Annotated in this window: 18 protein-coding genes and 1 pseudogene; 14 read left to right on the plus strand and 5 right to left on the minus strand. The window is 52.5% G+C overall.

Annotated features, from left to right (window positions below):
• The first annotated feature begins 101 nt into the window (after positions 1-101).
• Together SynNOUM97013_RS01030 and SynNOUM97013_RS01035 are read left to right on the plus strand one after the other, a co-directional pair.
• Positions 102-1295 (plus strand): O-antigen ligase, encoded by a 1194-nt coding sequence (locus SynNOUM97013_RS01030; protein WP_255442864.1) that lies wholly within the window; start codon positions 102-104, stop codon positions 1293-1295.
• A complete protein-coding gene (locus tag SynNOUM97013_RS01035) occupies positions 1292-3688 on the plus strand; it encodes a UvrD-helicase domain-containing protein (RefSeq protein WP_186480422.1) in 2397 nt (798 codons plus the stop codon). Before SynNOUM97013_RS01030 ends, SynNOUM97013_RS01035 begins: the two co-directional genes overlap by 4 nt.
• A gap of 25 nt (positions 3689-3713) precedes the next feature.
• On the opposite strand, the gene selD is transcribed toward SynNOUM97013_RS01035, so the two are convergent.
• The gene (gene selD / locus SynNOUM97013_RS01040) at positions 3714-5852 is read right to left on the minus strand and encodes a selenide, water dikinase SelD (RefSeq protein WP_186480423.1); all 2139 of its coding nucleotides are present in this window, start codon (positions 5850-5852) and stop codon (positions 3714-3716) included.
• Positions 5849-6916, minus strand: a complete 1068-nt coding sequence (galE, locus tag SynNOUM97013_RS01045; protein WP_186480424.1) for a UDP-glucose 4-epimerase GalE — start codon at positions 6914-6916, stop codon at positions 5849-5851. Before galE ends, selD begins: the two co-directional genes overlap by 4 nt.
• A gap of 74 nt (positions 6917-6990) precedes the next feature.
• On the opposite strand from galE, the gene hisS reads away from it, so the two are divergent.
• Both hisS and SynNOUM97013_RS01055 read left to right on the plus strand, forming a co-directional pair.
• Complete coding sequence (hisS, locus tag SynNOUM97013_RS01050; protein ID WP_186480425.1) at positions 6991-8301, plus strand: histidine--tRNA ligase; 1311 nt, start codon at positions 6991-6993, stop codon at positions 8299-8301.
• 79 nt (positions 8302-8380) lie between these two features.
• Positions 8381-9475: a hypothetical protein gene (locus tag SynNOUM97013_RS01055; RefSeq protein ID WP_186480426.1), complete on the plus strand. Its 1095-nt coding sequence runs from the start codon at positions 8381-8383 to the stop codon at positions 9473-9475.
• Here the strand turns inward: SynNOUM97013_RS01055 and SynNOUM97013_RS01060 are convergent.
• From SynNOUM97013_RS01060 to SynNOUM97013_RS01070, 3 genes are read right to left on the minus strand one after another with little or no spacing between them, the layout of a single operon-like run.
• Positions 9472-10656, minus strand: a complete 1185-nt coding sequence (locus tag SynNOUM97013_RS01060; RefSeq protein ID WP_186480427.1) for a hypothetical protein — start codon at positions 10654-10656, stop codon at positions 9472-9474. The two genes, SynNOUM97013_RS01055 and SynNOUM97013_RS01060, sit on opposite strands and share 4 nt — an antisense overlap.
• Positions 10656-12353: a GumC family protein gene (locus SynNOUM97013_RS01065; protein WP_255442865.1), complete on the minus strand. Its 1698-nt coding sequence runs from the start codon at positions 12351-12353 to the stop codon at positions 10656-10658. Before SynNOUM97013_RS01065 ends, SynNOUM97013_RS01060 begins: the two co-directional genes overlap by 1 nt.
• A 20-nt stretch (positions 12354-12373) precedes the next feature.
• A complete protein-coding gene (locus tag SynNOUM97013_RS01070; RefSeq protein ID WP_186480429.1) occupies positions 12374-13585 on the minus strand; it encodes a polysaccharide biosynthesis/export family protein in 1212 nt (403 codons plus the stop codon).
• Positions 13586-13884: 299 nt separating this feature from the next.
• Here SynNOUM97013_RS01070 and SynNOUM97013_RS01075 point away from each other — a divergent pair.
• The 10 genes and pseudogenes from SynNOUM97013_RS01075 to SynNOUM97013_RS01120 form a co-directional block, all read left to right on the plus strand.
• Positions 13885-14594: pseudogene (locus tag SynNOUM97013_RS01075) on the plus strand (GDP-mannose 4,6-dehydratase); the annotation flags it as partial.
• 810 nt (positions 14595-15404) lie between these two features.
• The gene (locus SynNOUM97013_RS01080) at positions 15405-17084 is read left to right on the plus strand and encodes an ABC transporter ATP-binding protein (protein ID WP_186480430.1); all 1680 of its coding nucleotides are present in this window, start codon (positions 15405-15407) and stop codon (positions 17082-17084) included.
• Between the two features lie 30 nt (positions 17085-17114).
• On the plus strand, positions 17115-17885 hold the full coding sequence (gene rfbF / locus SynNOUM97013_RS01085) for a glucose-1-phosphate cytidylyltransferase (protein WP_186480431.1): 771 nt from the start codon (positions 17115-17117) through the stop codon (positions 17883-17885).
• A complete protein-coding gene (gene rfbG, locus SynNOUM97013_RS01090) occupies positions 17885-18982 on the plus strand; it encodes a CDP-glucose 4,6-dehydratase (RefSeq protein WP_186481339.1) in 1098 nt (365 codons plus the stop codon). Before rfbF ends, rfbG begins: the two co-directional genes overlap by 1 nt.
• The gene (gene rfbC / locus SynNOUM97013_RS01095) at positions 18972-19529 is read left to right on the plus strand and encodes a dTDP-4-dehydrorhamnose 3,5-epimerase (RefSeq protein ID WP_186480432.1); all 558 of its coding nucleotides are present in this window, start codon (positions 18972-18974) and stop codon (positions 19527-19529) included. The genes rfbG and rfbC overlap by 11 nt, the downstream gene beginning before the upstream one ends.
• A 12-nt stretch (positions 19530-19541) precedes the next feature.
• Entirely contained in the window at positions 19542-20759 is a 1218-nt protein-coding gene (locus SynNOUM97013_RS01100) for a class I SAM-dependent methyltransferase (protein ID WP_186480433.1), read from the plus strand.
• A 69-nt stretch (positions 20760-20828) separates the two neighbouring features.
• Positions 20829-21968, plus strand: a complete 1140-nt coding sequence (locus tag SynNOUM97013_RS01105) for a DegT/DnrJ/EryC1/StrS aminotransferase family protein (RefSeq protein ID WP_186480434.1) — start codon at positions 20829-20831, stop codon at positions 21966-21968.
• Entirely contained in the window at positions 21961-22737 is a 777-nt protein-coding gene (locus SynNOUM97013_RS01110; RefSeq protein ID WP_186480435.1) for a bifunctional 2-polyprenyl-6-hydroxyphenol methylase/3-demethylubiquinol 3-O-methyltransferase UbiG, read from the plus strand. The genes SynNOUM97013_RS01105 and SynNOUM97013_RS01110 overlap by 8 nt, the downstream gene beginning before the upstream one ends.
• Positions 22738-22817: 80 nt before the next feature.
• Complete coding sequence (locus tag SynNOUM97013_RS01115; protein WP_186480436.1) at positions 22818-23579, plus strand: cephalosporin hydroxylase family protein; 762 nt, start codon at positions 22818-22820, stop codon at positions 23577-23579.
• Between the two features lie 66 nt (positions 23580-23645).
• Positions 23646-24422, plus strand: coding sequence for a class I SAM-dependent methyltransferase (locus tag SynNOUM97013_RS01120; RefSeq protein WP_186480437.1), 777 nt, complete (start codon positions 23646-23648; stop codon positions 24420-24422).
• The last annotated feature ends 10 nt before the right edge of the window (positions 24423-24432 follow it).

Below are 24432 nucleotides of genomic sequence, written 5' to 3' on the forward strand. Positions count from 1 at the left end.
AACTGGAAGCCATTCTCGTCCACGCCAAACGCTTCGTTGATTTGGTTCTGGCAGGCTGATGACCCTTTCTCCGGCGTCCCTTGGCAGGTTTGATCCGTCCGTTGAAATCTGCTTGGGTAGATCTCCTGCTTCCGCTCTCGCTGCTGGGGTTGGTTTGGGAGCGCAGTGGCAACCCAGCCGGGATGGTCTGGATCCTGGCGATCTGGTGTGGCCTCAAGTTTCTGCGATGGCTCCCTGCGCAACCGGTGTATGGCGTGCTGATCGGCGTGCTCGTCGTGATTCTCAGCGCGGTGATTCATCCCGTGAGCGGATCGGCGCCCACAGATCTGCTGCTGGTGTTGCTGGCTTTCGCAGCGGGTCTTCAGCAAACCAAGGATCAGTGGCGGATCGGGCTGTGGCTGGTGCTGGCAACGGTGCTTGTTTCGCTGCCGTTCGTGGAGTTTGATCGATACAACAGCAATCTCGATGCCATCCCCTGGTCAGTGGTGCGTGATGCCCTGCCTCAGGAAGCCGTTCGAATCCAGAAGATCACCCTTAATCGCTCCGGGTATCTCTACGGGCTTTTCGCCTTGGTCGGTTACGGACTCTTTCGCGCCGAGGTCCGGCCTTGGCTCGCTCGGACGGCTGCGGTGGTCGGCTTGCTCAGTGTTGTCTTGGCGCTGGGGACTGCATCGCGTGCCGCGGTTGTGTTTCCGATCGCAGTCCTGATCGTGAGCGAACTGTGCTGGCGCTATCGCCATTGGGTGGCTCAGCGAGCGCGGTCCCTGTCAGTTTTGGTGGTGTTGTTTTCGTTGGTCTTCAACCTTGTTCTGTATTGGCCTTCCAGCCCTGTCGCAGCTGGTGATCCGGCCGATGTGGGTCGAGCCAAGATCGCGCAGTGTTTCGTCGGGCAGGCCGTGCGCTCCTTGCCAGATTTGGTGACTGGACAGGGCTATGACCGGGTGTCCGATCACTGTGCGGCCAGGGTGTTTCTTCCCGGTCGCAGCAAGGGCATTCCCCATGCCCACAACGTCTTTTTGCATGCGCTGGCCGACCAGGGCTTGGTGACCTTGCTGCTGATGGTGATTGCTCTGGCTGTGACGTTGCAGCGGTTGTTGGTGGGCCTGGTCGGTGATGCCGGACCCCTTTGCTTCACAGGCCTGGCCTGTGCCCTCTTCATCTTGGCCTCCTCTCTGGTGGAGTCGACGCTGCTTAAAACATCTCTGCAGCAGGTGGTCAGCGGCTATCTGCTGGCCATCGCCTGGGTGGTTTCACCGGCGCCGACGCAGGAGAACTCCCGTACCATCAGCCCATGAGCTTTCTTGCCGGTCTCAACGACGCCCAGCGCCGGGCGGTGGATCACCATGAAGGGCCGTTGCTGGTGGTGGCGGGGGCTGGAAGTGGCAAGACCCGAGCTCTCACCCATCGCATCGCCCATCTGATTGGTGAGCACGGTGCAGATCCCGCACAGATTTTGGCGGTGACCTTCACCAATAAGGCTGCGCGCGAGATGAAGGAGCGGCTGGAACTGCTTCTGGCTCAGCGGCTGGCGCAGAGTCAGTACGGCCAGCCCTGGAGCACCCTGCCGCCCGTGGAGCAGCGGCAGTTGCGATCGCGCATCTATCGGGAAGTCACCAAAGAGCTTTGGATCGGCACCTTTCACGCGTTGTTTGCGCGAATGCTCCGCTACGACGTCGACAAGTTCAAGGATGCCGAAGGCCTGACCTGGACCAAGCAATTTTCGATCTACGACGAGGCCGATGCCCAGAGCCTCGTGAAGGAGATCGTCACCCAGGAACTCCAACTCGATCCCAAGCGGTTTGAGCCCAAGAAGGTGCGCTGGGCCATCAGCAACGCCAAAAACCAGGGCTGGTTGCCGGAGCAGCTGGAGGCGAATGCGGAGGGGCAACGCGGCAAGCTCACCGCCGATGTCTATCGCCGTTATCGCAAGGCGCTGGCCGCCAATAACGCTCTCGATTTTGATGATCTGCTACTGCTGCCGGTGCAGTTGCTGCAGCAGAACGAACAGGTGCGTGGCTACTGGCACCGCCGATTCGCGCACGTGTTGGTGGATGAATACCAAGACACCAACCGCACTCAGTACGAGCTGATCAAGCTGCTGGTGACCGATGGCAAGGATCCCCAGCACTACGACAACTGGTCAGGCCGTTCGGTGTTTGTGGTGGGCGATGCCGACCAGAGCATCTACAGCTTCCGGGCCGCCGACTTCACGATCCTGATGGGTTTTCAGGACGACTTCGGGGACCAAGCCCCCGACGACGCCACCCGCACCATGGTGAAGCTGGAGGAGAACTACCGCTCCACCGCCACGATTTTGGAGGCGGCTAACGCGTTGATCGCCAACAACAGTGAGCGGATCGACAAGGTGTTGCGCCCCACCCGCGGTGAGGGTGAACTGATCTCTCTGACGCGGTGTGACGACGAAATCGCGGAAGCCGAAGCCGTGGTGCACAGGCTGCGGATGATGGAAGCCGCCAACCCTGAGCTGAGCTGGGGGGATATGGCGTGCTTGTACCGCACCAATGCCCAGTCACGTGCGATTGAGGAGTCCCTGGTGCGTTGGCGTATCCCTTACGTCGTGGTGGGTGGTCTGCGCTTTTACGACCGGCGTGAGATCAAGGATGTGCTCGGCTATTTGCGTCTGCTGATCAATCCCGCCGACACCGTCAGCCTGTTGCGCGTGATCAATGTGCCCAAGCGGGGCATCGGCAAGACCACCATTCAGCGGCTCACTGATGCTGCCAATCAATTGGGGATTCCGCTCTGGGATGTGGTGTGCGATCCGGAAGCGGTGCGTTCTCTTGGAGGACGTTCCGCCAAAGGTCTGCTGCAGTTCTGTGAACTGATCAACGGTCTGCGGGAGGGGCTGCATGACACGCCGCCTTCCGAGCTGATCCAGCAGGTGATGGAGAAGAGCGGTTACGTCAGTGAGTTGATCACCGAAGGCACGGATGAGGCCGAGGAGCGGCGTCGCAACCTGCAGGAGCTGGTCAACGCCGGTTTGCAGTACCAGGAGGAGAACGATGAGGGAGACCTGGAAGGGTTTCTAGCCTCGGCGGCGCTCGCCAGTGATGCCGACAGCAAAGACACCGCTGCTGATCGCGTCACCCTGATGACTCTGCACAGCAGCAAGGGTCTGGAGTTCCCGGTGGTCTGTTTGGTGGGGATGGAGCAGGGACTGTTCCCCAGTTATCGCTCCCTGGATGATCCGGCCTCGCTGGAGGAGGAGCGCCGCCTCTGTTATGTAGGCATCACCAGGGCCAAAGAGCGTCTGTTCCTCTCCCATGCCAGTGAACGGCGTCTCTGGGGCGGGATGCGTGAACCAGCTGTGCCCAGCGTGTTCCTGTCAGAACTGCCGGAAGCCTTGGTGCAGGGCGATATTCCTCGCTCCGGAGGCGCCGCGATTCGCCGTGAGCAGCGCCTTGAGCGACTCACCCGCATTGATCGCGATCAACCCAATTCGTCTGCAGGGGCGCCGGCGAATGCCGTGCGTCGCCGCCAGGCCGGTCCGGCCCCCGGCAAGAGCTGGGCCGTGGGTGATCGGGTGATGCACAGCAATTTCGGGGAGGGTCAAGTCACCCACACTTTTGGGAGTGGCGAAAAGGTGTCGATTGCTGTGAAATTCGCCGGCATGGGGCCCAAGATCCTGGATCCGCGTCTGGCTCCGATTGAGCCCCTCGACAGCTGACAACGTCTGTTGAACCAGATCTGCTTCAGCGCGGTGTCACCCAGCCGATCTCCGTCCAGGCGGTGGCGTCTTCGTTCAGCAAGACCTTGGCGATGTCCTTCGTAACGCTGATCAGCAGTGGCCCGCAGGTCTGAGGATCCACTAACAGCTCCAGCAGGGCCTGGTGCCGCGGGCTTCCGCTGCGGATCCCGCTCAGGTTCAGATCGACGCTGCCGTCATCCAGTTGCGCCCAGGCGCGCCGGTTGGCAGGGGCCAACGTGCTGGCCTGACCGCTCTCCAGCAAGGCGAGGGCTTGGGGTAAAGCGGGAATGGCCAGGCCGTCGAGCACCACGCGCAGCGATCGGTTGCGCTGCATTTCTCCCAGATGGCCCAGCAGTCCGAAGCCGGTGATGTCGGTGGCGGCGTGAACCAAGCCAGGCCGCTGGCTGTCGTGGGCTTGCAGCGCCTCCACCAATGGATGCTGACTGGTGGCCATCTGATCGAGGGCTGTATCGAGAGCCGCGGGCAGGACCGCGCCGCGCATGGCCGCGGCGAACAGCACGCCGGTTCCCAGGGGGCGGCTGAGCAGCAAGCGGTCTCCCGCCTGCAGTCCCGCTTTGGGCCAGGGCGCATGGCTGGGTTGCCCGCTCACGTTCAGGATCACCTGCACCGCCCGGCTGAGTGGCGGGGGAGCAGTGCCATCACGGCTTTCCAGGGTGTGTCCTCCGATCAGCTGGGCGCCTTGAGGCGTGAGGGCTGAGCGAATGCCGGCCAGGGTCTGCGCCAGCAGCATTTCCTGGGTGTCAGGTGCGGTTTCTGGAAGCGTGATCACGGCCTGCGCCGCCGTGACCAGAGCCCCGCAGGCCCATAGATCGGAGCAGGCGTGCAGGGCTGTGAGACGTCCGTTCAGCCAGGGATCACTGATCAGGGCGGGAAACCCATCCACGCTTTGCAGCACAGGCGCCATGACACCGGCAGTGCGCACAGGCAACACCGCCGCATCTTCCGGTTCAGCGCCGAGGTTGCCGATCCCAGCCTGTTGCAGGGCTCTCTCCAATGGCGCCGCAGGCAATTTGGCTGCACAACCCCGGCAGGCCATCTCCGCGGCGTCATCCATTCCCCCGTTGCGCTCGAACATGGCCATGAAGCGGGCGTCAATCGAGCGTTTCCAGCGCCACAGCAGTGGGTGGGGACCGAAGAGATGGCCCCCCCGCAGGCCCCACGCCGTTGGCTGCCCGTTTTGGAAGCCCCCCAGCAGTTGCAGGGCCTGGCGCTGCGGCGTCCACGGCTGCAGCGGCTCACCTTTGAGCGCCGCCTCCAGATTGCGTGCAAGCGGCACAGCGGCCCGGACGGCCCAGACCCCCGATGGCGCGCGGGGATGGGCGTCCAGTACGGCGCAGTCTCCTGCGGCGAACACATGGGTCTGTCCAAGCACCTGAAGGGTGTCGCTTGTGCGCAGGCGGCCACTGCTGGGGCAGCAGGCCAGTCCACTCTCGGCAAGCCAAGCCGGCGCCTGGCTGCCGGTGCAGAGCAGGCCCGCTTCTGCTTGGCTCTGCGGGGGCGTTTGCTTGTTGGGTTGGTCAACCAGTTCAATCGCGGCCTGGCGGAGCGCTCTCTGGAACGTTGTTGGCAAGCGATCGCTGATGGCTTGGAGTTTCAAAGGGCGTTCCGGCCAGCGCTGTCGCAGGGCCAGGACCGTTTCCACTGCTGCCAGGCCACTGCCCACCACCCAGAAGGGTGTGTTCGCTACCGCTGGAGAGGTCATGGCGAGGTCCTGTTGCTGCAGGAATGCCAGTGTTGTTTCCAGGGGTTTGATGGGTATCAGGCCATCAGACTTGGTCGGTGTGGTTCGCGTGACGGCGCCCAGGTTGAGGCTAAGCCGGTCGTAAGGCAGGTCAGGACGTCCGCGTAGCTGCAGGTATCTGGCGGCGATGTCGAGTCCGGTGATTTCTGCGATCACCAGTGCCAACCCGGCCTGGTCAGCCAGATCCCGGAGGTCGACTTCTACTTGCTCCCGTTGATAAAGACCGGCGATCAGCCCCGGCACCATGCCCGAATACAGCGCCGTGCTGGATCGGCTCACCAGGGTGATCAGGCCCTGGGGGCGTTTGTGGGGACGCATGGACCAGCGGCGCAGCAGCAGGGCGTGGCTGTGGCCTCCTCCCGCTAGCAACAGACCACTCATCCGCGCTGGCCATAGCCCGCTGGATTGGCGGATTGCCAGGCCCAGCCGTCACGGCAGATGTCATCCAGGGAACGCCGGGTGCTCCAGCCCAGTCGCCGCAGTGCCTCTGATGGGTCGGCGACGGTGATGGCGGCATCACCTGGCCTGCGATCAACGATCGTGTGGGGAACTGGTTGCCCGCAGGCTTGGCCGAAGGCGTTCACCACCTCCAGCACCGAGATGCCCCGGCCGCTGCCGAGGTTGAGGGTGAGCAACTGGGGCGCTTCCGTCAGCAGGCAGTCGAGGGCCGCCTTGTGCCCTTCCGCCAGATCCATCACATGGATGTAATCACGCACGCAGGTGCCATCAGGGGTGGACCAGTCGCCTCCAAAGATCTGAAGACGCTCGCGTCGTCCCACGGCCACTTGGCTCACAAACGGGAAAAGGTTGTTCGGAATTCCTAGGGGGTCTTCACCGATCCGGCCGCTGGCATGGGCGCCGACGGGGTTGAAATAACGCAGACAGGCGATGCGCCATTGACCGGGAGCGCTTGCTGCCAAGTCATTTAAAAGTCGTTCAACAGCTGCCTTGCTGTGCCCATAGGGGTTGATGGGCTGGATTGGAGCCGTTTCAGGGATGGGAACCTGATCGGGATAGCCATAGAGCGTGGCGCTGCTGCTGAAGACAAGGGTGTGACAAGAGAATGCAGCCATCACGTTGATGAGGCTGATGCTGCCTCCCACATTCACGTGCCAATAGCGCAGCGGATCAGCCACGGATTCGCCCACGGCCTTCAACCCTGCGAAGTGGATCACGCCCTCAATGGGTTGACCTGTCTCTATCGCTTCTCGGAAAACTTTTTCGAGGACAAGGCTGTTGTTGATGGACCCTGGCACGGTCACGAGCCGTTTCGCGCTGGATTCACTTGGGGTGATCCCAGCGAGCGCAATGACGCGATCAAGCGCTCGACTTGAACTGTTGCTGAAGTCGTCCAAGACGACCAAGTCATAACCGGCTTCCAGCAAGACCACACAGGTGTGGCTGCCGATGAATCCTGCACCTCCAGTGATGAGCAGCTTCGCCATGGCCCGACCCTATGGCAGACCCTTGAGGCGGGCATCCTCAGAGGGGCAGACTGGTTAGCGGTCTCGAGAATTGCGTGAGTCAGCTGCAGTCCCTGCGCGGCATGGTGGATCTGCTGCCCGTCCAGACAAACCGCTGGCAGGCGGTGGAAGCGGTGGCGAGGTCACACTTTGGTCGCTCTGGATTCGAAGAAATCCGTACGCCGCTGCTCGAGGTCACCGAACTGTTCGCGCGCGGTATCGGTGAGGCCACCGACGTCGTCGGCAAGGAGATGTACAGCTTTCAGGACCGTGGTGATCGCTCCTGCACGCTGCGTCCTGAAGGAACGGCGTCGGTGGTTCGATCCGCTGTTCAGCATGGTCTCCTCAGTCAAGGGGCTCAGAAGCTTTGGTATGGCGGGCCGATGTTCCGCTACGAACGGCCCCAGGCAGGCCGTCAGCGCCAGTTTCATCAGATCGGCGTCGAGTGGCTGGGGGTCAGTTCTGCCCGCAGTGACGCGGAGGTGATCGCTCTGGCTTGGGATCTGCTCGATGCTCTCGGTGTCTGCGGCTTGGAACTGCAAATCAACAGTCTCGGCACGCCCGACGATCGCCAGCGCTATCGCGATCAGTTGGTGTCTTGGCTCGAGGCACGATTCGAGCAGCTGGATTCTGATTCCCAGCAACGTCTGACGACCAACCCCTTGCGCATCCTCGACAGCAAGAACGCGACGACTCAGGAGCTGTTGCGCAACGCTCCCACCCTGCTGGATGCCCTGAGTGATGAGAGTGCAGCGCGGTTCGAGGCCGTGCAGGGCTTCCTCACAGCACTGGGAATTCCTTATCGGGTGAACACCCGCCTTGTGAGGGGACTCGACTACTACGGCCATACCGCGTTTGAAATCACCAGCGATCAGCTGGGTGCGCAGGCCACTGTCTGCGGGGGAGGGCGCTACGACGGACTCGTGCAGCAGCTGGGGGGGGCTGCCACTCCTGCCGTCGGATGGGCTCTGGGAATGGAGCGGTTGCTCTTGGTGTTGGAGGCCGCTGCTGCCGCCGATCCCCAGGGGCCCGCAGCACGGCTGACCGCTGCCACGCCTCCTGATCTCTATCTCGTGAACCGAGGAGAGCAGGCGGAAGCCTGCGCGCTGGTGCTGGCCCGTCAACTTCGCGGTGCTGGCCTCGCCGTGGAACTGGATGGCTCCGGTGCCGCTTTCGGCAAGCAGTTCAAACGCGCTGACCGCAGTGGGGCGGCTTGGGCGGTCGTGATCGGCGACCAGGAGGCGGAAGCCGGAGAGCTTGTCTTAAAGCCTCTTCATTCGCAGAGGAAAGAGAGCCGTCATGCACTCGAAGCTTGGCAATCTGTTGTTGATCTCCTCAGTCCAACTGAAGCAAAGCCTTCATCTTGAGGCGGAGGAGTTTTGCTTTGGGGTGGAGTGGGAAGCATGCAGTTGCTGGGACTAATCTTTTTAGTGATCGGAGTTTGTTTTGACCTCGATATTCAAAAGATTCTTGAGAAGTCGATCGCCCGACAAGAAGCAGGCTTCCCTGGAGGCTGCTACTCATGGTCATGATTTTGACGATGGATTTGGCTCGTTCCCGTCGAATTACTCCCTTTGCGCGTTAAGAAGTGATTGCACGGCATCGTTTTTAGATGATGTTCAGGTGTTGACGCGATTCTGTGTTGCAGAACAGCCTTATTGGCATGCCTTTGTTTCTCATTACCAGCGTCTTGGTGCAAAGCGAATTCATGCGTGTGTGCAGGATGTGTCTGAAGCGCGCTGGCTGGCTTCGCAGGAGTCTTGTCAGTCTGAAATCCCCTTTGTCGTTCCTCACCTGGTGGAGTCTGGTGTGCCCCCTGATGTTGCGTTAAGGGGCTTTGATTTAAGCATCATTCGTGATGATGCAGGGTTCACATTGTTGGTGGACTGCGATGAATTTGTGGACTGTTTAAGGCCAGTGGGATCTCTACGGTCAGTGTTGGATTTGTACCCCGATGCTGACCAGTGGTATCTCCCATGGGTCGTGCGTCCACTGCTTGCTGCACATCATCTAGGGCTTGGGGGTTATTGGGGACATGTGGGCAAGCCTATTGTGCGCTCGAGTGCCATGGCGACAATCACCAATGATCATCGCTTTGCTGTTCGATCGCCTTCCATTCCGTTGGGGACGCAGGGCCTCGTTGTGATTCACCTTTGGGGTCGGAGTTTTCGGGATGTTTTGATCAAGGTGTTTTGCAATCGTTTTGAAGATGCAAAGTCTGCCGATCGAGATTGTGCATTGAGCTTGATGAGTCAAGGTGTGTTGCCGATTCGTCTGCGAATCTTTGCTTATCTGGAGCTGCAGGCGGGATATTTGCCGATTCCTGAGCAGATTGGCGATGTCGTGAAGGGTTTTGATCATTCTGCCGAAGAGTTTCTGCTGCGTGATTACTTAGCCCCTGAGCAAGAGGCTCAGGCTCATGCTTTGTATCTGCGATACAAGAACCAATTGGCGCAGCATCTGGGTGGCTTTCCTGCTTATCCAGCTATTCCTTTAATTCAGTTGGCCGAGCTGTTGCCTGCTGCATTTGGGATTGATTAAAAGCCAATGCTGGCTCTGAAAAACCATCGAAGCCTGTCGGGCTCGACAACTTGATTCAACTGAGCAAAATCAACACCCCACGTTAACCGTAGTGGAATGCCGTCGCTCATGGAGACGGATCCGGCAACTTGTGCTGTGCCGCTGCGGTATTCAACAAACGTGCTCACGTAGTCATTGAACACAACGCTGATGCTTCCAATGGGGCTCCAGCAAAGATCGTTATCCACGGAGAACGTTCCACTCCGGTTTTCAAAATTTTCAATGCAGGCAAACCGAAGTGGATTCGTCCATGGTGCCAGGATGTCTTGGTTGGCATAACGCCCTGTTCCAAATCCGCCATTCGCAATCAAGAGCGGATAGTCATTCCCCTGTTTGCCGAGCCACCACCCCTTAGTAGCCATGAGATAAAGGTTTCTGCCGCTGTCGGTTTTGTCATCCCACTGAATGACCTGTTCTCCACCAAAAGCGATGCCGCCGGTCTCGCCAATGGAGGTGGCGATTCTGAAGCCACTGGAGACGCCTTCCCCCAGTTGAGAGCTGCTGCCGGCACCCGTTTGGGTGGGATTGACGCTTCGAATCGATGTGTTCAGGCCAACGCTCCAGCTGCCTGCTTGAAGGATGTTGGCGTGCACGATGGCAACGGCATCCCCCCCGTTCCATTTGTAAAAGGGACCGTCATTAGTTCGTCGGCTTTGTCCGCGCAACGATGCGCTGCCAAACCAGCGTTGTGACCAACGGAGCCCATTGGGAATGTACCAACTGATGTCAGGGCCGACAAAACCATCTTCAAAAGCGATCGATCGATCCAGCGCCTGCAGCGGTGAGGGAGGAATGACGAGTGGCGGGATTGCGTTTGGTGACGATTGCTCTGCTATTTGTTCATCGGGGATGCTGCTTTCTTGTTCAGAAAGAACTTCCCAAGCAATTTGATTGGTCCGACGCTCTGATTCGTTGGTCTCGTCGACTTCGGTCCAAGCAATGGTGTTTTGATCAAGGGGCGGAAGCGGGGGCGGTGGAGGCAGGTCAATCCATTGAATTTGAAGGTTGGTGTTCCTTGGAGCTTCTGATCCAATCACGTCCCATTGAATGGAATTGGCGCGAACCTCAGTTCCTAGCGCCAGAAGTGCTAAGGCTGGGATGCTGCAAGCGCGAATCCAATCAAGACGCAGCGTTTGCCCCATTAACTCAACTCCAGCTCTGGATCAAGCAGCACCCAACCGGCCAGGGGTGTCCCCTGCAGCACGAGTTTTTGGTTGAGCTGTGAAAGCTGGGTGCGGGTGGCGACACCGGGGGTGGTGAGTAGCAACTGAGTCGCACAGGCACTGGTCTGTCGCAGGTCGTTGCTTACGAGAAGCTCTCGACCGCCAAGGGCACGACGTAGTTCGCTGCTGAAGGCCTGCAGTTGATCGTCGGGCACGTTGCCAACACAAATCAGGGCGATGGGGCCGGAGCCGGAAGCTGTTGAGAGGGGGCCGCGGGCCAGCAGATCTGCTGCATCGCTCCACTTGGCTGGGGCGAGAGCTGGAAGGTGCTTGAGCAGCGGGCAGGGCAGGAGGCCTTGAAGTTCATCGATGCTGAATACCAAGCCTGTGCGTCGGTCGACTAGAAGTGCGGCAACGCTGCCGGCTATCAGGCCGGCAAGCAGGCCGAGGGCCACTATCCTCTTTTTTTGTGGGGCAACGGGGGTATCCAGAAGTGTGGGGGTGGAGATCAGCTCCCATGGATCTGTTTGGCGAGCTTTCTCTAGCCGTAAGGTTTGCAGTTGCCTTTCAAGCTCGACGACGGTTGCTTCATCTCTGATAGCAGCTCTGACTAATTCCCTGTGCTTAAGCACCACCTCGCGGGGCCGGGTGAGGGAGGTGAGTTGAGCATTCGCGGTTTGCAGTTGGCCTTCGAGCAGACCAATGGTCTGCCTGTTGATCACTTTGGTCAGCGAGCTGATTTGACGTTGCAGAGTTTGAATCGATGGATCATTGGCTCGTAGTAGAGCTGACTTCTCTTGGAGTTGGGCCTTCAGCCCTTGAAGTTTGGCGTAAAGCTCGACGTTGGCTTCCAGCTGAGGGGCGACGTACACACGCGTTGCTCCTGCGGCCTTGGCAGCTGTGAGTTGCTGTTCCAGAGCATTGACTTTATTTTGTGTGGCCTCGCGATTGTTTTCCACAGAACCCGAGTTTCCTGTTTCTGAGCCAGCAGTGATCGCAGCAGGCATGCCGTCTTGAAGTCCGAGTCCGTTGCTCAAAGCAAAGGCTTGAGCGGAGCGCATTGAGTTGTTGGCCTGGTTTTTTAGAGTGATGAGCTGTTCTTCGAGATAACTCACTGCTTGAGTGAGGCCTCTGGAGCGGTCTCGTCCCGAATAACTCTGATAAGTCTGGGAGACTCTTTTGATGACGGGTAAAACAAGATCTTTGTTTGTGTCTTGGTAGGCGATGTTGAGCACAGAGGTGCCTTTTTCTAGCTCAACCTTCAGGTTCGGTAACCAATCAGAAAAGGTGTAACGATCGAGGTTTTCACCTGCTTGTCGTCTTTCTTTCAGAACAAAGTCATAAACAGGTTTTAAGACAGAAGGGCTTTCGAGGATTTTGACCTCTGTCTCCAGAGAACTTGCTCCATTACTTCCTCCCAGTCCCGCGAGGTTGGCCAGCATAGGGTTTTGAGCAGCTAATTGAGCTAGCCGGCCCATGCCTGAATCTTGATCTTCAAGTACGATCTGAAATTGGGCTTCCCAAACAGGCTTGCGGGTGAAGGCGTAGAGACCGCTCAAAAGTAGCGAGGCCCCGGCGACGGAGACGAGCAAACGACGCTGGCGGCCGAGGGCTCTGACCATCTGGCGCAGGTCGATCTCATCGTCCGAGGCTGCGGACGGGAAGGGGGAGACCATCGGCTTGGATGGAGAAGTGCTCATTGCGAGAAGCCGTTGAACAAGGAATAGACGGAATAAATACCAACGACTGGGCCAGAGATTTCGTTGAGCACGGTGACGGTTGCACTCAAGGGAGATTCTTGGATCGTGATCAGATCACCGGCCATGAGCACAGGATTGTTCGGAGCATCGGCGGCGGCCCCTGGGTTGTATCGGAACGTGCGTCGATCGATTTCACCTTCGAGAGTGAAGCGCACGAATTCCACCTTGCCCTTAAGCAGGCGGGGGCCTCCGGCCAAAGCAATCGCCTGATTGAGGACACTGCCTTGGGGGATGGTGACACCGCCGGGTGTATTCACTCGCCCGCTAACGAATACATTGATGAACTGCGGGCTGAGGTTGGTCTGGCCGGCTTTGAGCAGTTGCTCGCGCATTACCACATTGCTGCGGCCAACGCTCACCACGTCACCGTCAAAAAGGCGGATGTTTTGGGATTCGTTGCCTTCGGTGATCAGGGAGAGGAAGTTGAGGTTGGTTCGGATGCGCCCGCCCCCGAGGCCTTGTGCACGCCTGCGGGTCACCTGCACACGGGCCAGATCGGAATAAGGGGTGACTCCCTGGGCGGTGCGGATCGCGTCGAAGACGGTGGGGAACACGGCGCCGAAGGTGCTAACGCCACTGCCAGGGTTCGCGCTGACTCCACCGGGAACTTGACCAAGGCTTGGCCTGGTCACCTCTGTCGCGGTGCCCATCTGCAGTTGCTGGCTTTCAGCTGATGCAGACAGTCGGCTGAGATTGGTCTGACCGCTGAGTGTGTAATACCCCGGCCGCCTTACCGCACCGCCCACATAGATGCGAATTGGTCGATACACCACCGGGCGCACAAATAATTGGGGTTCACGCACGTAAGTGCTGAACTGCTGAGTGAGGAAGTAGCGCAGCTCCTCCACCGTTAGACCTTCTACATAGAGAGCACGCAGGCGCGGCAGATACAAAGTTCCATCTGGGCCAATTGAATAGTTTCCGCTTAGTTCCGGCAGATCCAGTAATTCGATCTGTAGGCCATCTCCTGGGCCAAGGATGTAAGCGTCGTAGTCGACCTGAGCTCGCTGCTCAAGAGGCAGTAAACGTTCGTTTTGCTGCTGTGTGCCCTGTGCCTGTACTAGCGGAGCCTGGAGGGTGCACGCAACTCCCGCTATCGCCGTAAGGCGTAGGCAGCGCTGGATTAAGACTGTCGCGGTACGCTTCATGGCGGGAACTTACCCTGAGGAATAACCGGATTCGCTTTCTCAGTGGTCGGGTGCGAGAGTGTCTTGCTTCCTAATGCCTTGTAGCTGCTGGCAAGGAGCTTTTCGCTCATAAAACGATTTATTGTAACTTTTTACTATAGCTATGGGTGTGTTTTTCCTGCCCTCCTAAATGTGCTCGGTAAACTTGATATCTTTCGGAAATTAGCTCAGGGCTTCGCCAGAGCCATGCGAAGCTACTTATTGCAAATCACAGTCGAGACGATTGAGCTCCGCTCCCGTCCACTGTGTTTCAGGCAGCCATGCTGTGCCTGGGCTTAGTTTCAAAGCCTCCCTCGCTGGCCACCTCCGCCACAACAGCCTCCCAAATCGTCCTGATCATCGTTAAAGATGGCAGTTGTCTGGCGGAGTTGCTGCAGGATCTGGACTACGTAGGGCTTGGGCTCAAGAGGAGGCCCAGCAGTTTCAATACCATCCAGATTGACCACCTCTGTAAAGCCCTCACCAAATAGATCCACGCTTAGTGCTGCACTACAGCGACCTCACCGACAGCAGCGATCTGATTCGGATCATTCAGCAGGTGCAGCCCGACAAGATTTATACGGCGTCCAGAGCCACGTGGCCATGACCTTTGAAGCGCCGGAATACATCGCTAATCCGACGCACTTGCCAACCGGCGCATCCACGAATCACTACGGATGCTGGGGTTTACATCAAAAAGCCACATCTGCTAAGCAAACGATTCGGAATTCTACCGTTTTGTGCAGCAGTTGACGCAGCAGTAGTCCACACCTTTTTATCCGCATAGTCCCTACGGGGAGGCCAAGCTCTACGCCTACTGGTTTACGGTGAATTATCGCGAGGCCCTTGGGATGTATGCCTGAAACGGCATTCTGAACTTTCACGAAAGCCCGCGTCGTGGCAAAACCGTCGTGATCCGTAAGATTCCCGCGGCCTATCGCGGATCGATGTCGAGTTGGAGCAGTGCCTGTTCATAGGCAACCTAAAATCCTTTACATATTTTTGTGAATGGTGATTTAAATATGTTGATTTTAATTTGGATATGGTGATCGCCCTCAAGGTTGTCAGCGGTTCCGGCTGACCTTGGTGACAATGAGGCAAGGTTCGAAATTATGTATTCGCTTGCAATTGATGACGCTGTATCCTATATGGATTTGGGGCGCAAGTAGCGGCGAGATTTTAGATTATTTTATTGCATTACAGTGCGGTTCAAGTTGAATTTGAGCAATTCAGGTGATTGTCTTTCTGTGTTTAGTCTTGCTGATGCCGGTCAAGTTGCTCTTTGATTAATAGCTCTTGCTGAAAATTTTCTCGGCAAAAGGTAAAACTTCTCGAAATCAGAAAATTTCAATCTGGCAAGATCATGGACTGCTTTAGCTTTTGCGTGCGAATTTATCCGAATGATTTAGAGGCTCGCTTTGGCCGAAAAATCTTTCTGAGATCAAAATTTTCTTACTTTAACTTCTTCAGCCCGCTCAATGTATTTGCATTTCAACGGGCTGGAGAGATCTGCATTTGTGACTGGCAAGCGCTTCAGGAGTTTAAGATTCAGAACTGTGCTCATAGGGCTCGTTCTTTCGCGAATATCATGTATTTCAGTATTCTGGCCCCTTAAGATGAGAGATAATTGTAACTTTGTGGAGCCTTTTTCGTGCAGTCTGACGAACGAACTGACCGAAGCTCTGTGACACTACCTCAGAAATCGGTCTCCCCTTCTTTTGGCACTGTTCAATTGCTAGTGGGGATATGGCGACATCTGAATCGGCGTCGAAAGCTCCAGTTGGGAGCCGCGTTGCTGTTGATGGTTGCTAGTGGTTTGGCAGAAGTAGGATCTCTAGCGGCAGCTGTTCCATTTTTGGCGGTATTGAGTGATCCAGAACAGCTTTGGCAGCAACCGGTGGTTCGAAGTTTGTCCATCGGTCTGGGTTTAGAAAGTGCTCAAGCGCTTTTGCTACCGATAACGCTGGGTTTTGGCATTGCGGCGATACTGGCTGCTGCAATAAGATTAGTGAACGTATGGATTAATGGGAGATTGGCTGCCGCTATTGGTTCTGATCTCAGTTGCGAGGCTTATAAGCGAACTCTGTATCAGCCTTATGAAGTGCATATGAAGCGCAATAGTAGTGAAGTTATTACTTCGATAACAACTCAGATTGGGCAGACGGTCAGGTCGATTAAGTCCACTCTGCAGTTGGCTACTTCGGCATTGGTGGCACTGGCGATCCTAGTGGCGCTTTTGGCGGTCGACTGGTCAGTAGCTTGCACGGCTATCTCAGTGTTTGGTTTGGCCTATGGCCTGCTTTCTTTCAAGATACGCCGTCGACTGGTAGCTAATAACCATCTTGTTGTGACTGCTAGTGCGGAGCAGCTGAAAGCTTTGCAAGAGGGCCTAGGAGCTATTCGAGATGTGTTGCTTGATGGCAGCCAGAGCACTTTCTTAGATATTTATCAACGAGCTGATCGGCCAATGCGATTGCGTATTGCCCAGAACACCTTTCTGGGAGTTTTCCCTCGTTATGCTTTCGAGGCGCTGGGGCTGCTTCTCATTGCGTTGCTTGCTTTGTTGCTTAGCTGGAAGCAAAAAAATTCGATTTCATTAATTCCACTGTTGGGAACCCTAGCCCTTGGTTCCCAACGTTTGTTGCCAGCTCTACAGCAGATCTATGGAAACTGGGTAGTAATCCGCTCTTTGAGAGTAAGTGTTGAACAAGTTCTCAAAATACTAAGCCAGCCCATTCCAAGCCATGCTTTTAGGGCAACTTCTCAACCATTGCAGTTGAACCACTCCATAAAATGTGAGGATTTATGCTTCCGATACAGCCATCATTTACCTTATGTTTTGAAAAATATGAACTTAGAGATTTACCGTGGTGAACGAGTAGGTCTGATTGGTAGCACTGGTAGCGGTAAGAGTACTCTTGTGGATTTGTTGATGGGACTATTAAATCCAACCTCGGGAAAAATTCTGATTGATGGCTTAGACCTTAACGACTCTAAGGAGCCAAGTCGACTTGTCGCTTGGCGTGCTGCGATTGCCCATGTTCCACAGAGTATTTTTTTGGCAGATAGCTCAATTGCTGAGAATATTGCATTTGGCATTCCAACGGAGAGTATTGATTTAGCAAAGGTGCGCCATGCAGCTGCTCAGGCTCAGATTGCTAGCTTTATTGAAAGCACATCTGATGGGTATGACACCTATGTGGGTGAGCGAGGCGTCAGGTTAAGCGGGGGGCAGAGACAGCGGATTGGTATTGCTCGGGCTCTTTATAAAAAAGCCAGTATAATTTTGTTTGATGAAGCTACAAGTGCACTTGACTCGTCTACTGAGGAGGAAGTCATGGCTGCATTGGAAGGTTTGTCAAAAGAGATCACAGTGATAATGATTGCTCATCGCTTAAGCACCTTGGCTTGTTGCGATCGCGTATTCGAGTTATCAACCAAATCATCGATTCGGGCGACAACTCCTCCTGACATACTTTAGCATTATTGAATAACTCGGCTATTTTTTAAAATGCAAGCTGTCATTTTGGCTGGTGGCTTGGGCACCCGCCTTTCGGAAGAGACCCATTTGAAACCAAAGCCCATGGTTGAAGTTGGTGGCAAGCCGATTTTGTGGCATATATTGAAAATTTACAGCCATTTTGGTATAAACGAATTTATAGTGTGTTGTGGATATAAGGGGTATATTATCAAAGAATACTTTTCAAACTATTTTCTCCATACCAGTGATGTTACCTTTCGCATGGATATTGATAATCATATGGAGGTTCACCATCGTAAGAGTGAACCTTGGAAGGTCACTTTGGTCGATACTGGCGATCTAAGTCAGACAGGCGGAAGATTGGGACGTGTCAGAGATTATCTCGAAGAAGGTAGTTTCTGTTTTACATATGGCGATGGTGTGGCTGATATTGATGTTGCAGCTTCAATTGCTCACCACAATCGAGAAGGACGTGAAGCGACCCTTACCGCAGTGCAACCACCTGGGCGCTATGGGGCATTGCATTTGGATGGGAATGTTGTTAAGCAGTTTCAAGAGAAGCCTGATGGAGATAATGCGTGGATAAACGGTGGTTTCTTTGTGCTTCAGCCAAGCGTTTTGGATCGCATCACTCGAGATCACACTTGCTTCGAAACCGATGTCTTGCCTCAGCTCGCTGCTGATGGGCAGTTGAGTGCTTACAGGCATACAGGCTTCTGGCAGCCTATGGATACTCTCCGAGATCGAAGTAGACTTGAGGAATTATGGGTGAGCGATGAAGCTCCTTGGAAAATGTGGTGATGCTAGATACTTCGTTTTGGGCAGGTAGACGTGTTTTGCTCACTGGACACACAGGTTTCAAGGGCAGCTGGCTGTCCTTGTGGCTATTGAAACTTGGAGCTGAGGTATGGGGCTATTCCCTAGCACCGGAGGGACAACGTTCTCTATTCGAGGAGCTTGCTCTTGCTCGAGGCAAGTTGCATCATCAGCTGGGTGATATACGCGACTTACAGTCACTACAAGAGGCTGTAAGACAAGCCCAGCCAGAGGTTGTGCTGCATTTGGCAGCGCAACCTCTGGTGCGACGCAGTTATCGAGATCCTTTGGGCACATGGGCCACAAATGTGCAGGGTTGCCTGCATTTATTTGAAGCGCTGACTTCTTTGCAGCACCATTGCGTTGTAGTGATGGTTACCACTGATAAAGTGTATGCGAATCGCGAATGGGTTTATGGATACCGGGAGGAGGATCGACTTGGAGGACACGACCCTTATAGTGCTAGTAAAGCTGCTGCTGAGCTAGCAATTTCTAGCTGGCGGGATAGTTTTTGCGGCAGTTGTTTACATCAAACTCCCTTCCTTGCGATAGCTACAGCTCGGTCAGGCAACGTGATCGGTGGTGGCGATTGGGCGGAAGATCGTGTAGTTCCTGATGCAATGCGTGCTTTAGCTGCCGGTAAACCGATTCCTGTACGCAGCCCCGAAGCAACCCGACCTTGGCAACATGTACTTGAACCTATAGGAGGCTATTTACTGCTAGCTGAAAAGCTTGCTGCTGTTGGTAGCAGCGATAAATATTTATTCTCTAGCGCCTTTAACTTTGGCCCCCTGATAGAAGCTAATAGATCGGTTAGTGAGCTAATAGGATTAATATTACAGACTTGGCCGGGGTGTTGGAATGATCTTTCCGATCCGTCGGCGCCACATGAAGCTGGAAGACTTCATTTGCAGATTGACAAAGCACACCACCTTCTCAACTGGAGGCCTCGCTGGGATTTTGCTACAGCAGTAGCTCGCACTGTTCACTGGTATCGCTCCGTTTACGAAGGAGTCAGCCCTCTACAGTGTTGTTTATCAGACCTCGAAGCTTATCAGCTTGACCCAACCCATGGCTTCTGAGCTGCGGAGAACCAAAATTCAAGGTGTTTTCGAGCTCCGAAGCCATGTATTCGTGGATGCACGTGGCTCTTTTTTAAATGCCTTTCGTGCTCAAGAGGAAGCGTTCATAAGCTCATGGGGGGACCGAGCTATTGCCCAAGTGAATATCAGTCACAATAAGGTTTTGGGCACCATTCGTGGACTGCACTTTCAGGCTGAACCAAATAGTGAAGCCAAACTGGTGCGCTGTCTTAAGGGCAGAGTTTGGGATGTGGCAGTTGACTTGCGAATTGACTCTCCTAGCTTTGGTCAGTGGCATGCTGTTGAGCTCAGTCCTGAACTTAGTAATGCTCTTCTTGTGCCTGAGGGGTGCGCCCATGGTTTTCAGGTTATGCAGCCGGATAGCGAACTGTTTTATCTTCACTCCAGTTTCTGGGTTCCGGAAGCTGAAAAAGGTGTCCGTTGGGATGACCCTCAGCTGGCAATCTCTTGGCCTCTTTCCCCAATGGAAATGAGTGATCGCGACCGTAATTTACCCTTGATTTCTGACATTCTTCCTCTCTACTAACCTTTCTTTTCTATGGCTTACGCCTGCCGCCACTGCGGATCAGTGTTGGGAGACTCGGACACAGTTATTGATCTAGGTCACCAGCCACCCAGCAACTCTTACCTCACTACAGAACAGCTGGCTATGCCTGAGGTCACCTACCCTCTTAAAGTCTATGTGTGTCCGAACTGCTGGTTGGTGCAATTACCTGCTCATGCCTCAGCGGAAGAGTTATTTACTGCTGACTATGCCTATTTTTCAAGCACTTCAAGTAGTTGGTGTGCCCACGCAGAGCAGTTTGTGACATTGGCAGTTGAGCGGTTGGATTTAGATCTTACCAGTCATGTTGTGGAGTTGGCTTCGAACGATGGATACCTACTTCAATATTTCAAGAAAAAAGGTATTTCATGTTTAGGCATTGAACCAACTCATGCTACGGCAGAGGCCGCTCGAGGAAAAGGCATCGAGACAATCGAGTGTTTTTTTGGTTTGTCTTTGGCTGAGCAGCTAGAACCTGCAGATCTGGTTGTAGCCAATAATGTGCTAGCTCACGTACCAGATATCAATGATTTTGTGGCTGGTATCGCACGTTTGCTAAAGATTAACGGGCGTGCTTCAATCGAATTTCCGCATCTTCTGAGGCTACTGATAGGTAATCAATTCGATACGATTTATCATGAGCATTATAGCTATTTGTCCCTTCGGATTGTTCAACGTATCGCACATGCAAAGGGAATGGATGTTGTTGATGTTGAGGAATTGCCTACACACGGAGGCAGTCTTCGAGTATGGCTGGCTCATAAGGGTATTGCGGAGCCCACAGCATCAGTGTTAGCTATATTGCATGCAGAAGCCGAAATAGGCTTAGAACAGCACTCGGCTTACAGCAATTTTCAGACACGTGCTGAGAGGGCCAAATTCAAGCTTTTGCAATTCTTGCTTGATGCAAAACGTCAGGGTAAGCGAGTGCTTGGATATGGTGCGGCTGCTAAGGGTAACACCCTGCTGAACTACACCGGTGTCCACGCTGACCTACTAGAATACGTAGGCGATCTTGCAATCAGCAAGCAAAACAAATTTCTTCCAGGAAGCCATATTCCAGTAATAAGCCCTGAGCAGCTTGCTGCTCAGAAGTTCGACTCACTTCTGGTGTTGCCTTGGAACTTGATTGATGAAGTCACCGAGCAGTTCCCTCATAAAGAATTAGTTACGGCTATTCCAGATCTCAGGTTTTGCTCGAAACAAGTGTAATGCTCCCAGCTGACCGCCTAGAAGCCTGTTCCTTATAATCGTGAGCGAGTAATTTTTTCATTTTGATTTATGTCCCCTCAAATTCCAGTTTTTAAACCACTCATTGAAAAAGAGGAGATCTCAGCTGCTGTTAAATCTCTTGAGTTAGGTTGGCTTGGCATGGGTAGTTATGTCCAGCAGTTCGAAAAAGCAGTCGCTGATATATGTAACTTTGCTCCTGACAGTAACAAGTATGTTGTTGCAGTCAGCACCGGCCATGCTGCATTACACTTATCTCTCCTCATGATTGGAGTCGGTCCTGGCGATGAGGTTATTACTCCGTCCTTCAACAATGCTGCAGATTTCCAAGCGATCAGAGCATGTGGTGCTGAACCTGTTTTTGTTGATATAGACGAAAACACACTTTGTATTGATCCAACGAAAATTGAAGAGTTAATAACTGATAAGACGAGATGCATAATAGCAATGGATTACGATATTTTTATAAGTGACCATGCAGCTTTGGCGGAAATTTCACTTCGTACTGGGATTCCAATATTGCATGATGCGGCACATTCATTTGGATCAACTTACAAGGGGCGACCGATCGGCAACCAACACCAATACACAATGTTCAGCTTTGATCCTGTTAAGACGATTACGTGTATTGATGGTGGTGCCGTTATTGTAAGTGGGGAGGATGCTCTTAAAAAGCTACAAGCAAAGAGGTTAATTGGTATGACTCAGTCAGCCGCGCAAATGTACACTAATTCAAGAGCTTGGACATATGATATAGAAGAGTTAGGCTTTCGTTATCATATGCCTAATCTGCATGCGGCAATTGGTGTTTCTCAGATTGATAAAATTGATGAGATACGCTACACACGACAGCAGGCTTGCATGCGTTACTACAACGAGTTATCGGTTCTTGATTGGATTGAAGCACCGAAAGGCGACTTTAATTCAATCAATCCGTTCTTATATTATGTCAAGGTTCTTAATGGTAAACGTACTGAACTAAGAGAGCATATGAAAAGGTGTGGTGTTGATACAGGTATTCACTGGCAGGCCGGTCACAATTTTAGTTTCTTGAAAGAATGTCGCAGGGGGTCGCTCGATGTTACTAACCGAATAGTTGACCAAATTCTTTCATTGCCATTGCATAGTAAGATGTCTCCACATACACTAGACCAGGTAATCGAATCAGTTCGTTCTTTCAATTGTGGCTAATTATTCCGACTACTCCGAAGATTATGCAGATTGCTATGAGTTCATTACACAACATAAGAATTATGCAGAAGAAGCTAAAGTTCTTCTTTCTTTTTTGGATAAATCAATCTCTGACGGGAAAATCCTGAGTGTAGGTTGTGGCATCGGATCTCATGAATTCTATCTAGCAAAACATGGTCTAAGAGTTTTTGGGATTGATAAATCTGAATGTATGATTAAGCGTGCTATCGCTAAATCGAATGAAATACCCAATTTATCATTTGGACATTCTTTTGAGAGCCTCGATTTGGCGTTAGAATTGCCATTGGGATGTGTAATTTCTCTATTTAATGTTATAAATTGTCTCCCAAGTCTTGTGGCTTTAAGTGAGTTTTTTCATGAAATATTTGTTAGAATGAAGCCAGGCGGCATTTTTTTCTTTGAAGCTTGGAATGGTTTGGAATGTATGTTAAAACCGCCGAAAGAAGTAGTTCGGGTTTTTGATGACTCTAACGGGAATTGTTTAAATAGAGATGCTAAGCCAAAGTTAAGTGTATCTAAACAGCATTTACAGATTCAATATTATATTAAAGGAACCATGGCGGGTCGACAAGTTGAAACTACGTCTGTTCATGATATCAGCCTATTTACCATTAATGAGATTCTGTACATGCTAGGCTCAGTTGGTTTTAAAAACGTGGAAGTTTTCTCATCACTACCAAGCCTTGAGCCTTTCAATTTTGAGTCTACTAACCCGCCTCGTATGCTTTCTTTTGCTGCCTTAGCATGAATTAATACTATTCAGTAGCAAAAGCCCTTGCTATCATCAAATATTAAATAGGATTTGTAAAATTTTTCTTCCACTTTTCAATGAATTCCTTCACATTCATCCCTTCCGAAGATTTGATAGTTTTAGCAAATGGTGAAAAACTGTCTTTGAGCGATCCCAAAGCATTTGAAATTATTTCAGATCTTTGGATTCGGTCAGGCTGGGATACAAAATATGTTTATAGCTTTAGTTGGCTTGGCAGGCCTATTATTCAACTTCCTGAGGATATGCTTAGAATTCAAGAAGTTATTTATGACATTAAGCCTGACGTTATAATAGAAACTGGTGTGGCTCATGGTGGATCTCTAATTTTTTATGCAAGCATTTGTTCAGCCATTGGTAAAGGCCGCGTTATTGGAATTGATATTGAAATTCGTCCTCATAATCGTACAGCTATAGAACAACATCGTCTTTCATCATCGATATCTTTGATTGAGGGCAGCTCAATTGATCCTGATACTTTCAGGAAGGTTCAAGAAAAAGTGGCTCCATCTGACAAAGTGCTTGTTCTATTAGACAGTAATCATCTTAAAGACCACGTTTACAAAGAGCTAATCATGTATTCTGATCTGGTGAGCGTAGGAAGTTATATTGTTGCATGTGACGGGATTATGAAGGAAGTTGTTGGAGCTCCTAGAACCAGTTCGGACTGGGACTGGAACAATCCTATAACAGCAATTAATCAATTCCTACACGTTTCTGCAAATTTCAAACAAACCGAACCACCGTTTCTTTTTAACGAGGGTTTAATCAACAAAAGAGTTACTTATTGGCCAAAAGCATACCTACAAAGATTAAGCTAGGCTACTTTTACTTTTTCGCTTTAATCACTTCATTCTTTCTACTATCAAATTATGCAATTTCTAAACATGCATACTTACATTTTTCTAAATAAATTTAGACTAGCATTTAGCTTTTTAAAATGTCTATTTACAAATCCCAGCTCTTATGGTGCTGGGAAAATTAGTTTTGCGGGTGATGGGATTATCTCAACGCGACCTAAAATTGAGCTAGATGAGGAACTTATCAAGTCTTTTTCTGAGTCTATGACTCTACATATACCTCAAAGGCTTCATAAGTATTCATATATTTCTCATCGTGCGCAGCTTTACTATTTTGGCGCGTCTCTAGCCTTTCAAAATAACTCTCATCTACCAATGGTTGAATGCGGAGTTTGGTACGGTTTTTTTGCTAGGACTACCTTGAAATTATTTCAAGAGAGAGAAATTAATGTGTTGTTTCATCTAATTGACTTATTTGGTCAAGATCAAACCTTCTTCAAAGGGAAAGGGAAATTTAATGAATATTCAGATGAGTCAATTTTAAATGCCGTAAATAGTAGATTCAAAAATTATAACGTCGAAATTCACCAAGGATTAATACCAGATGTCTTTAATTTACCGTCAATTCAATCAATTAAAAAAATCAGTTTTTTATCTTGTGACTTAAACGGTGCTAAAGCTGAAAAAGATGCACTTGAATTCTTTTTCCCAAAACTAGCTGTAGGGGGTATAGTTTATGCAGATGATTATGGATGTCAGGGTTACGAAGAATCTCGTAAAGTTTTTGACGAGATGCTTTCTGATACTTGCATACCCTTAAAGACACTACATAGTCCAGCACTTTTCCTGAAAATTAAAGACTAGCTGTCCACTA

Origin of the sequence: Synechococcus sp. NOUM97013 (genome assembly GCF_014279815.1) — a bacterium.
GTDB lineage: Bacteria > Cyanobacteriota > Cyanobacteriia > PCC-6307 > Cyanobiaceae > Synechococcus_C.

Coding starts and splice junctions, on each gene's coding strand:
- SynNOUM97013_RS01035 (WP_186480422.1), top strand. CDS start 1,292: ATGAGCTTTCTTGCCGGTCTCAACGACGCCCAGCGCCGGGCGGTGGAT.
- selD (WP_186480423.1), bottom strand. CDS start 5,852: ATGAGTGGTCTGTTGCTAGCGGGAGGAGGCCACAGCCACGCCCTGCTG.
- galE (WP_186480424.1), bottom strand. CDS start 6,916: ATGGCGAAGCTGCTCATCACTGGAGGTGCAGGATTCATCGGCAGCCAC.
- SynNOUM97013_RS01060 (WP_186480427.1), bottom strand. CDS start 10,656: ATGGGGCAAACGCTGCGTCTTGATTGGATTCGCGCTTGCAGCATCCCA.
- SynNOUM97013_RS01065 (WP_255442865.1), bottom strand. CDS start 12,353: ATGGTCTCCCCCTTCCCGTCCGCAGCCTCGGACGATGAGATCGACCTG.
- SynNOUM97013_RS01070 (WP_186480429.1), bottom strand. CDS start 13,585: ATGAAGCGTACCGCGACAGTCTTAATCCAGCGCTGCCTACGCCTTACG.
- SynNOUM97013_RS01080 (WP_186480430.1), top strand. CDS start 15,405: ATGGTTGCTAGTGGTTTGGCAGAAGTAGGATCTCTAGCGGCAGCTGTT.
- rfbF (WP_186480431.1), top strand. CDS start 17,115: ATGCAAGCTGTCATTTTGGCTGGTGGCTTGGGCACCCGCCTTTCGGAA.
- rfbG (WP_186481339.1), top strand. CDS start 17,885: ATGCTAGATACTTCGTTTTGGGCAGGTAGACGTGTTTTGCTCACTGGA.
- rfbC (WP_186480432.1), top strand. CDS start 18,972: ATGGCTTCTGAGCTGCGGAGAACCAAAATTCAAGGTGTTTTCGAGCTC.
- SynNOUM97013_RS01100 (WP_186480433.1), top strand. CDS start 19,542: ATGGCTTACGCCTGCCGCCACTGCGGATCAGTGTTGGGAGACTCGGAC.
- SynNOUM97013_RS01105 (WP_186480434.1), top strand. CDS start 20,829: ATGTCCCCTCAAATTCCAGTTTTTAAACCACTCATTGAAAAAGAGGAG.
- SynNOUM97013_RS01115 (WP_186480436.1), top strand. CDS start 22,818: ATGAATTCCTTCACATTCATCCCTTCCGAAGATTTGATAGTTTTAGCA.
- SynNOUM97013_RS01120 (WP_186480437.1), top strand. CDS start 23,646: ATGCATACTTACATTTTTCTAAATAAATTTAGACTAGCATTTAGCTTT.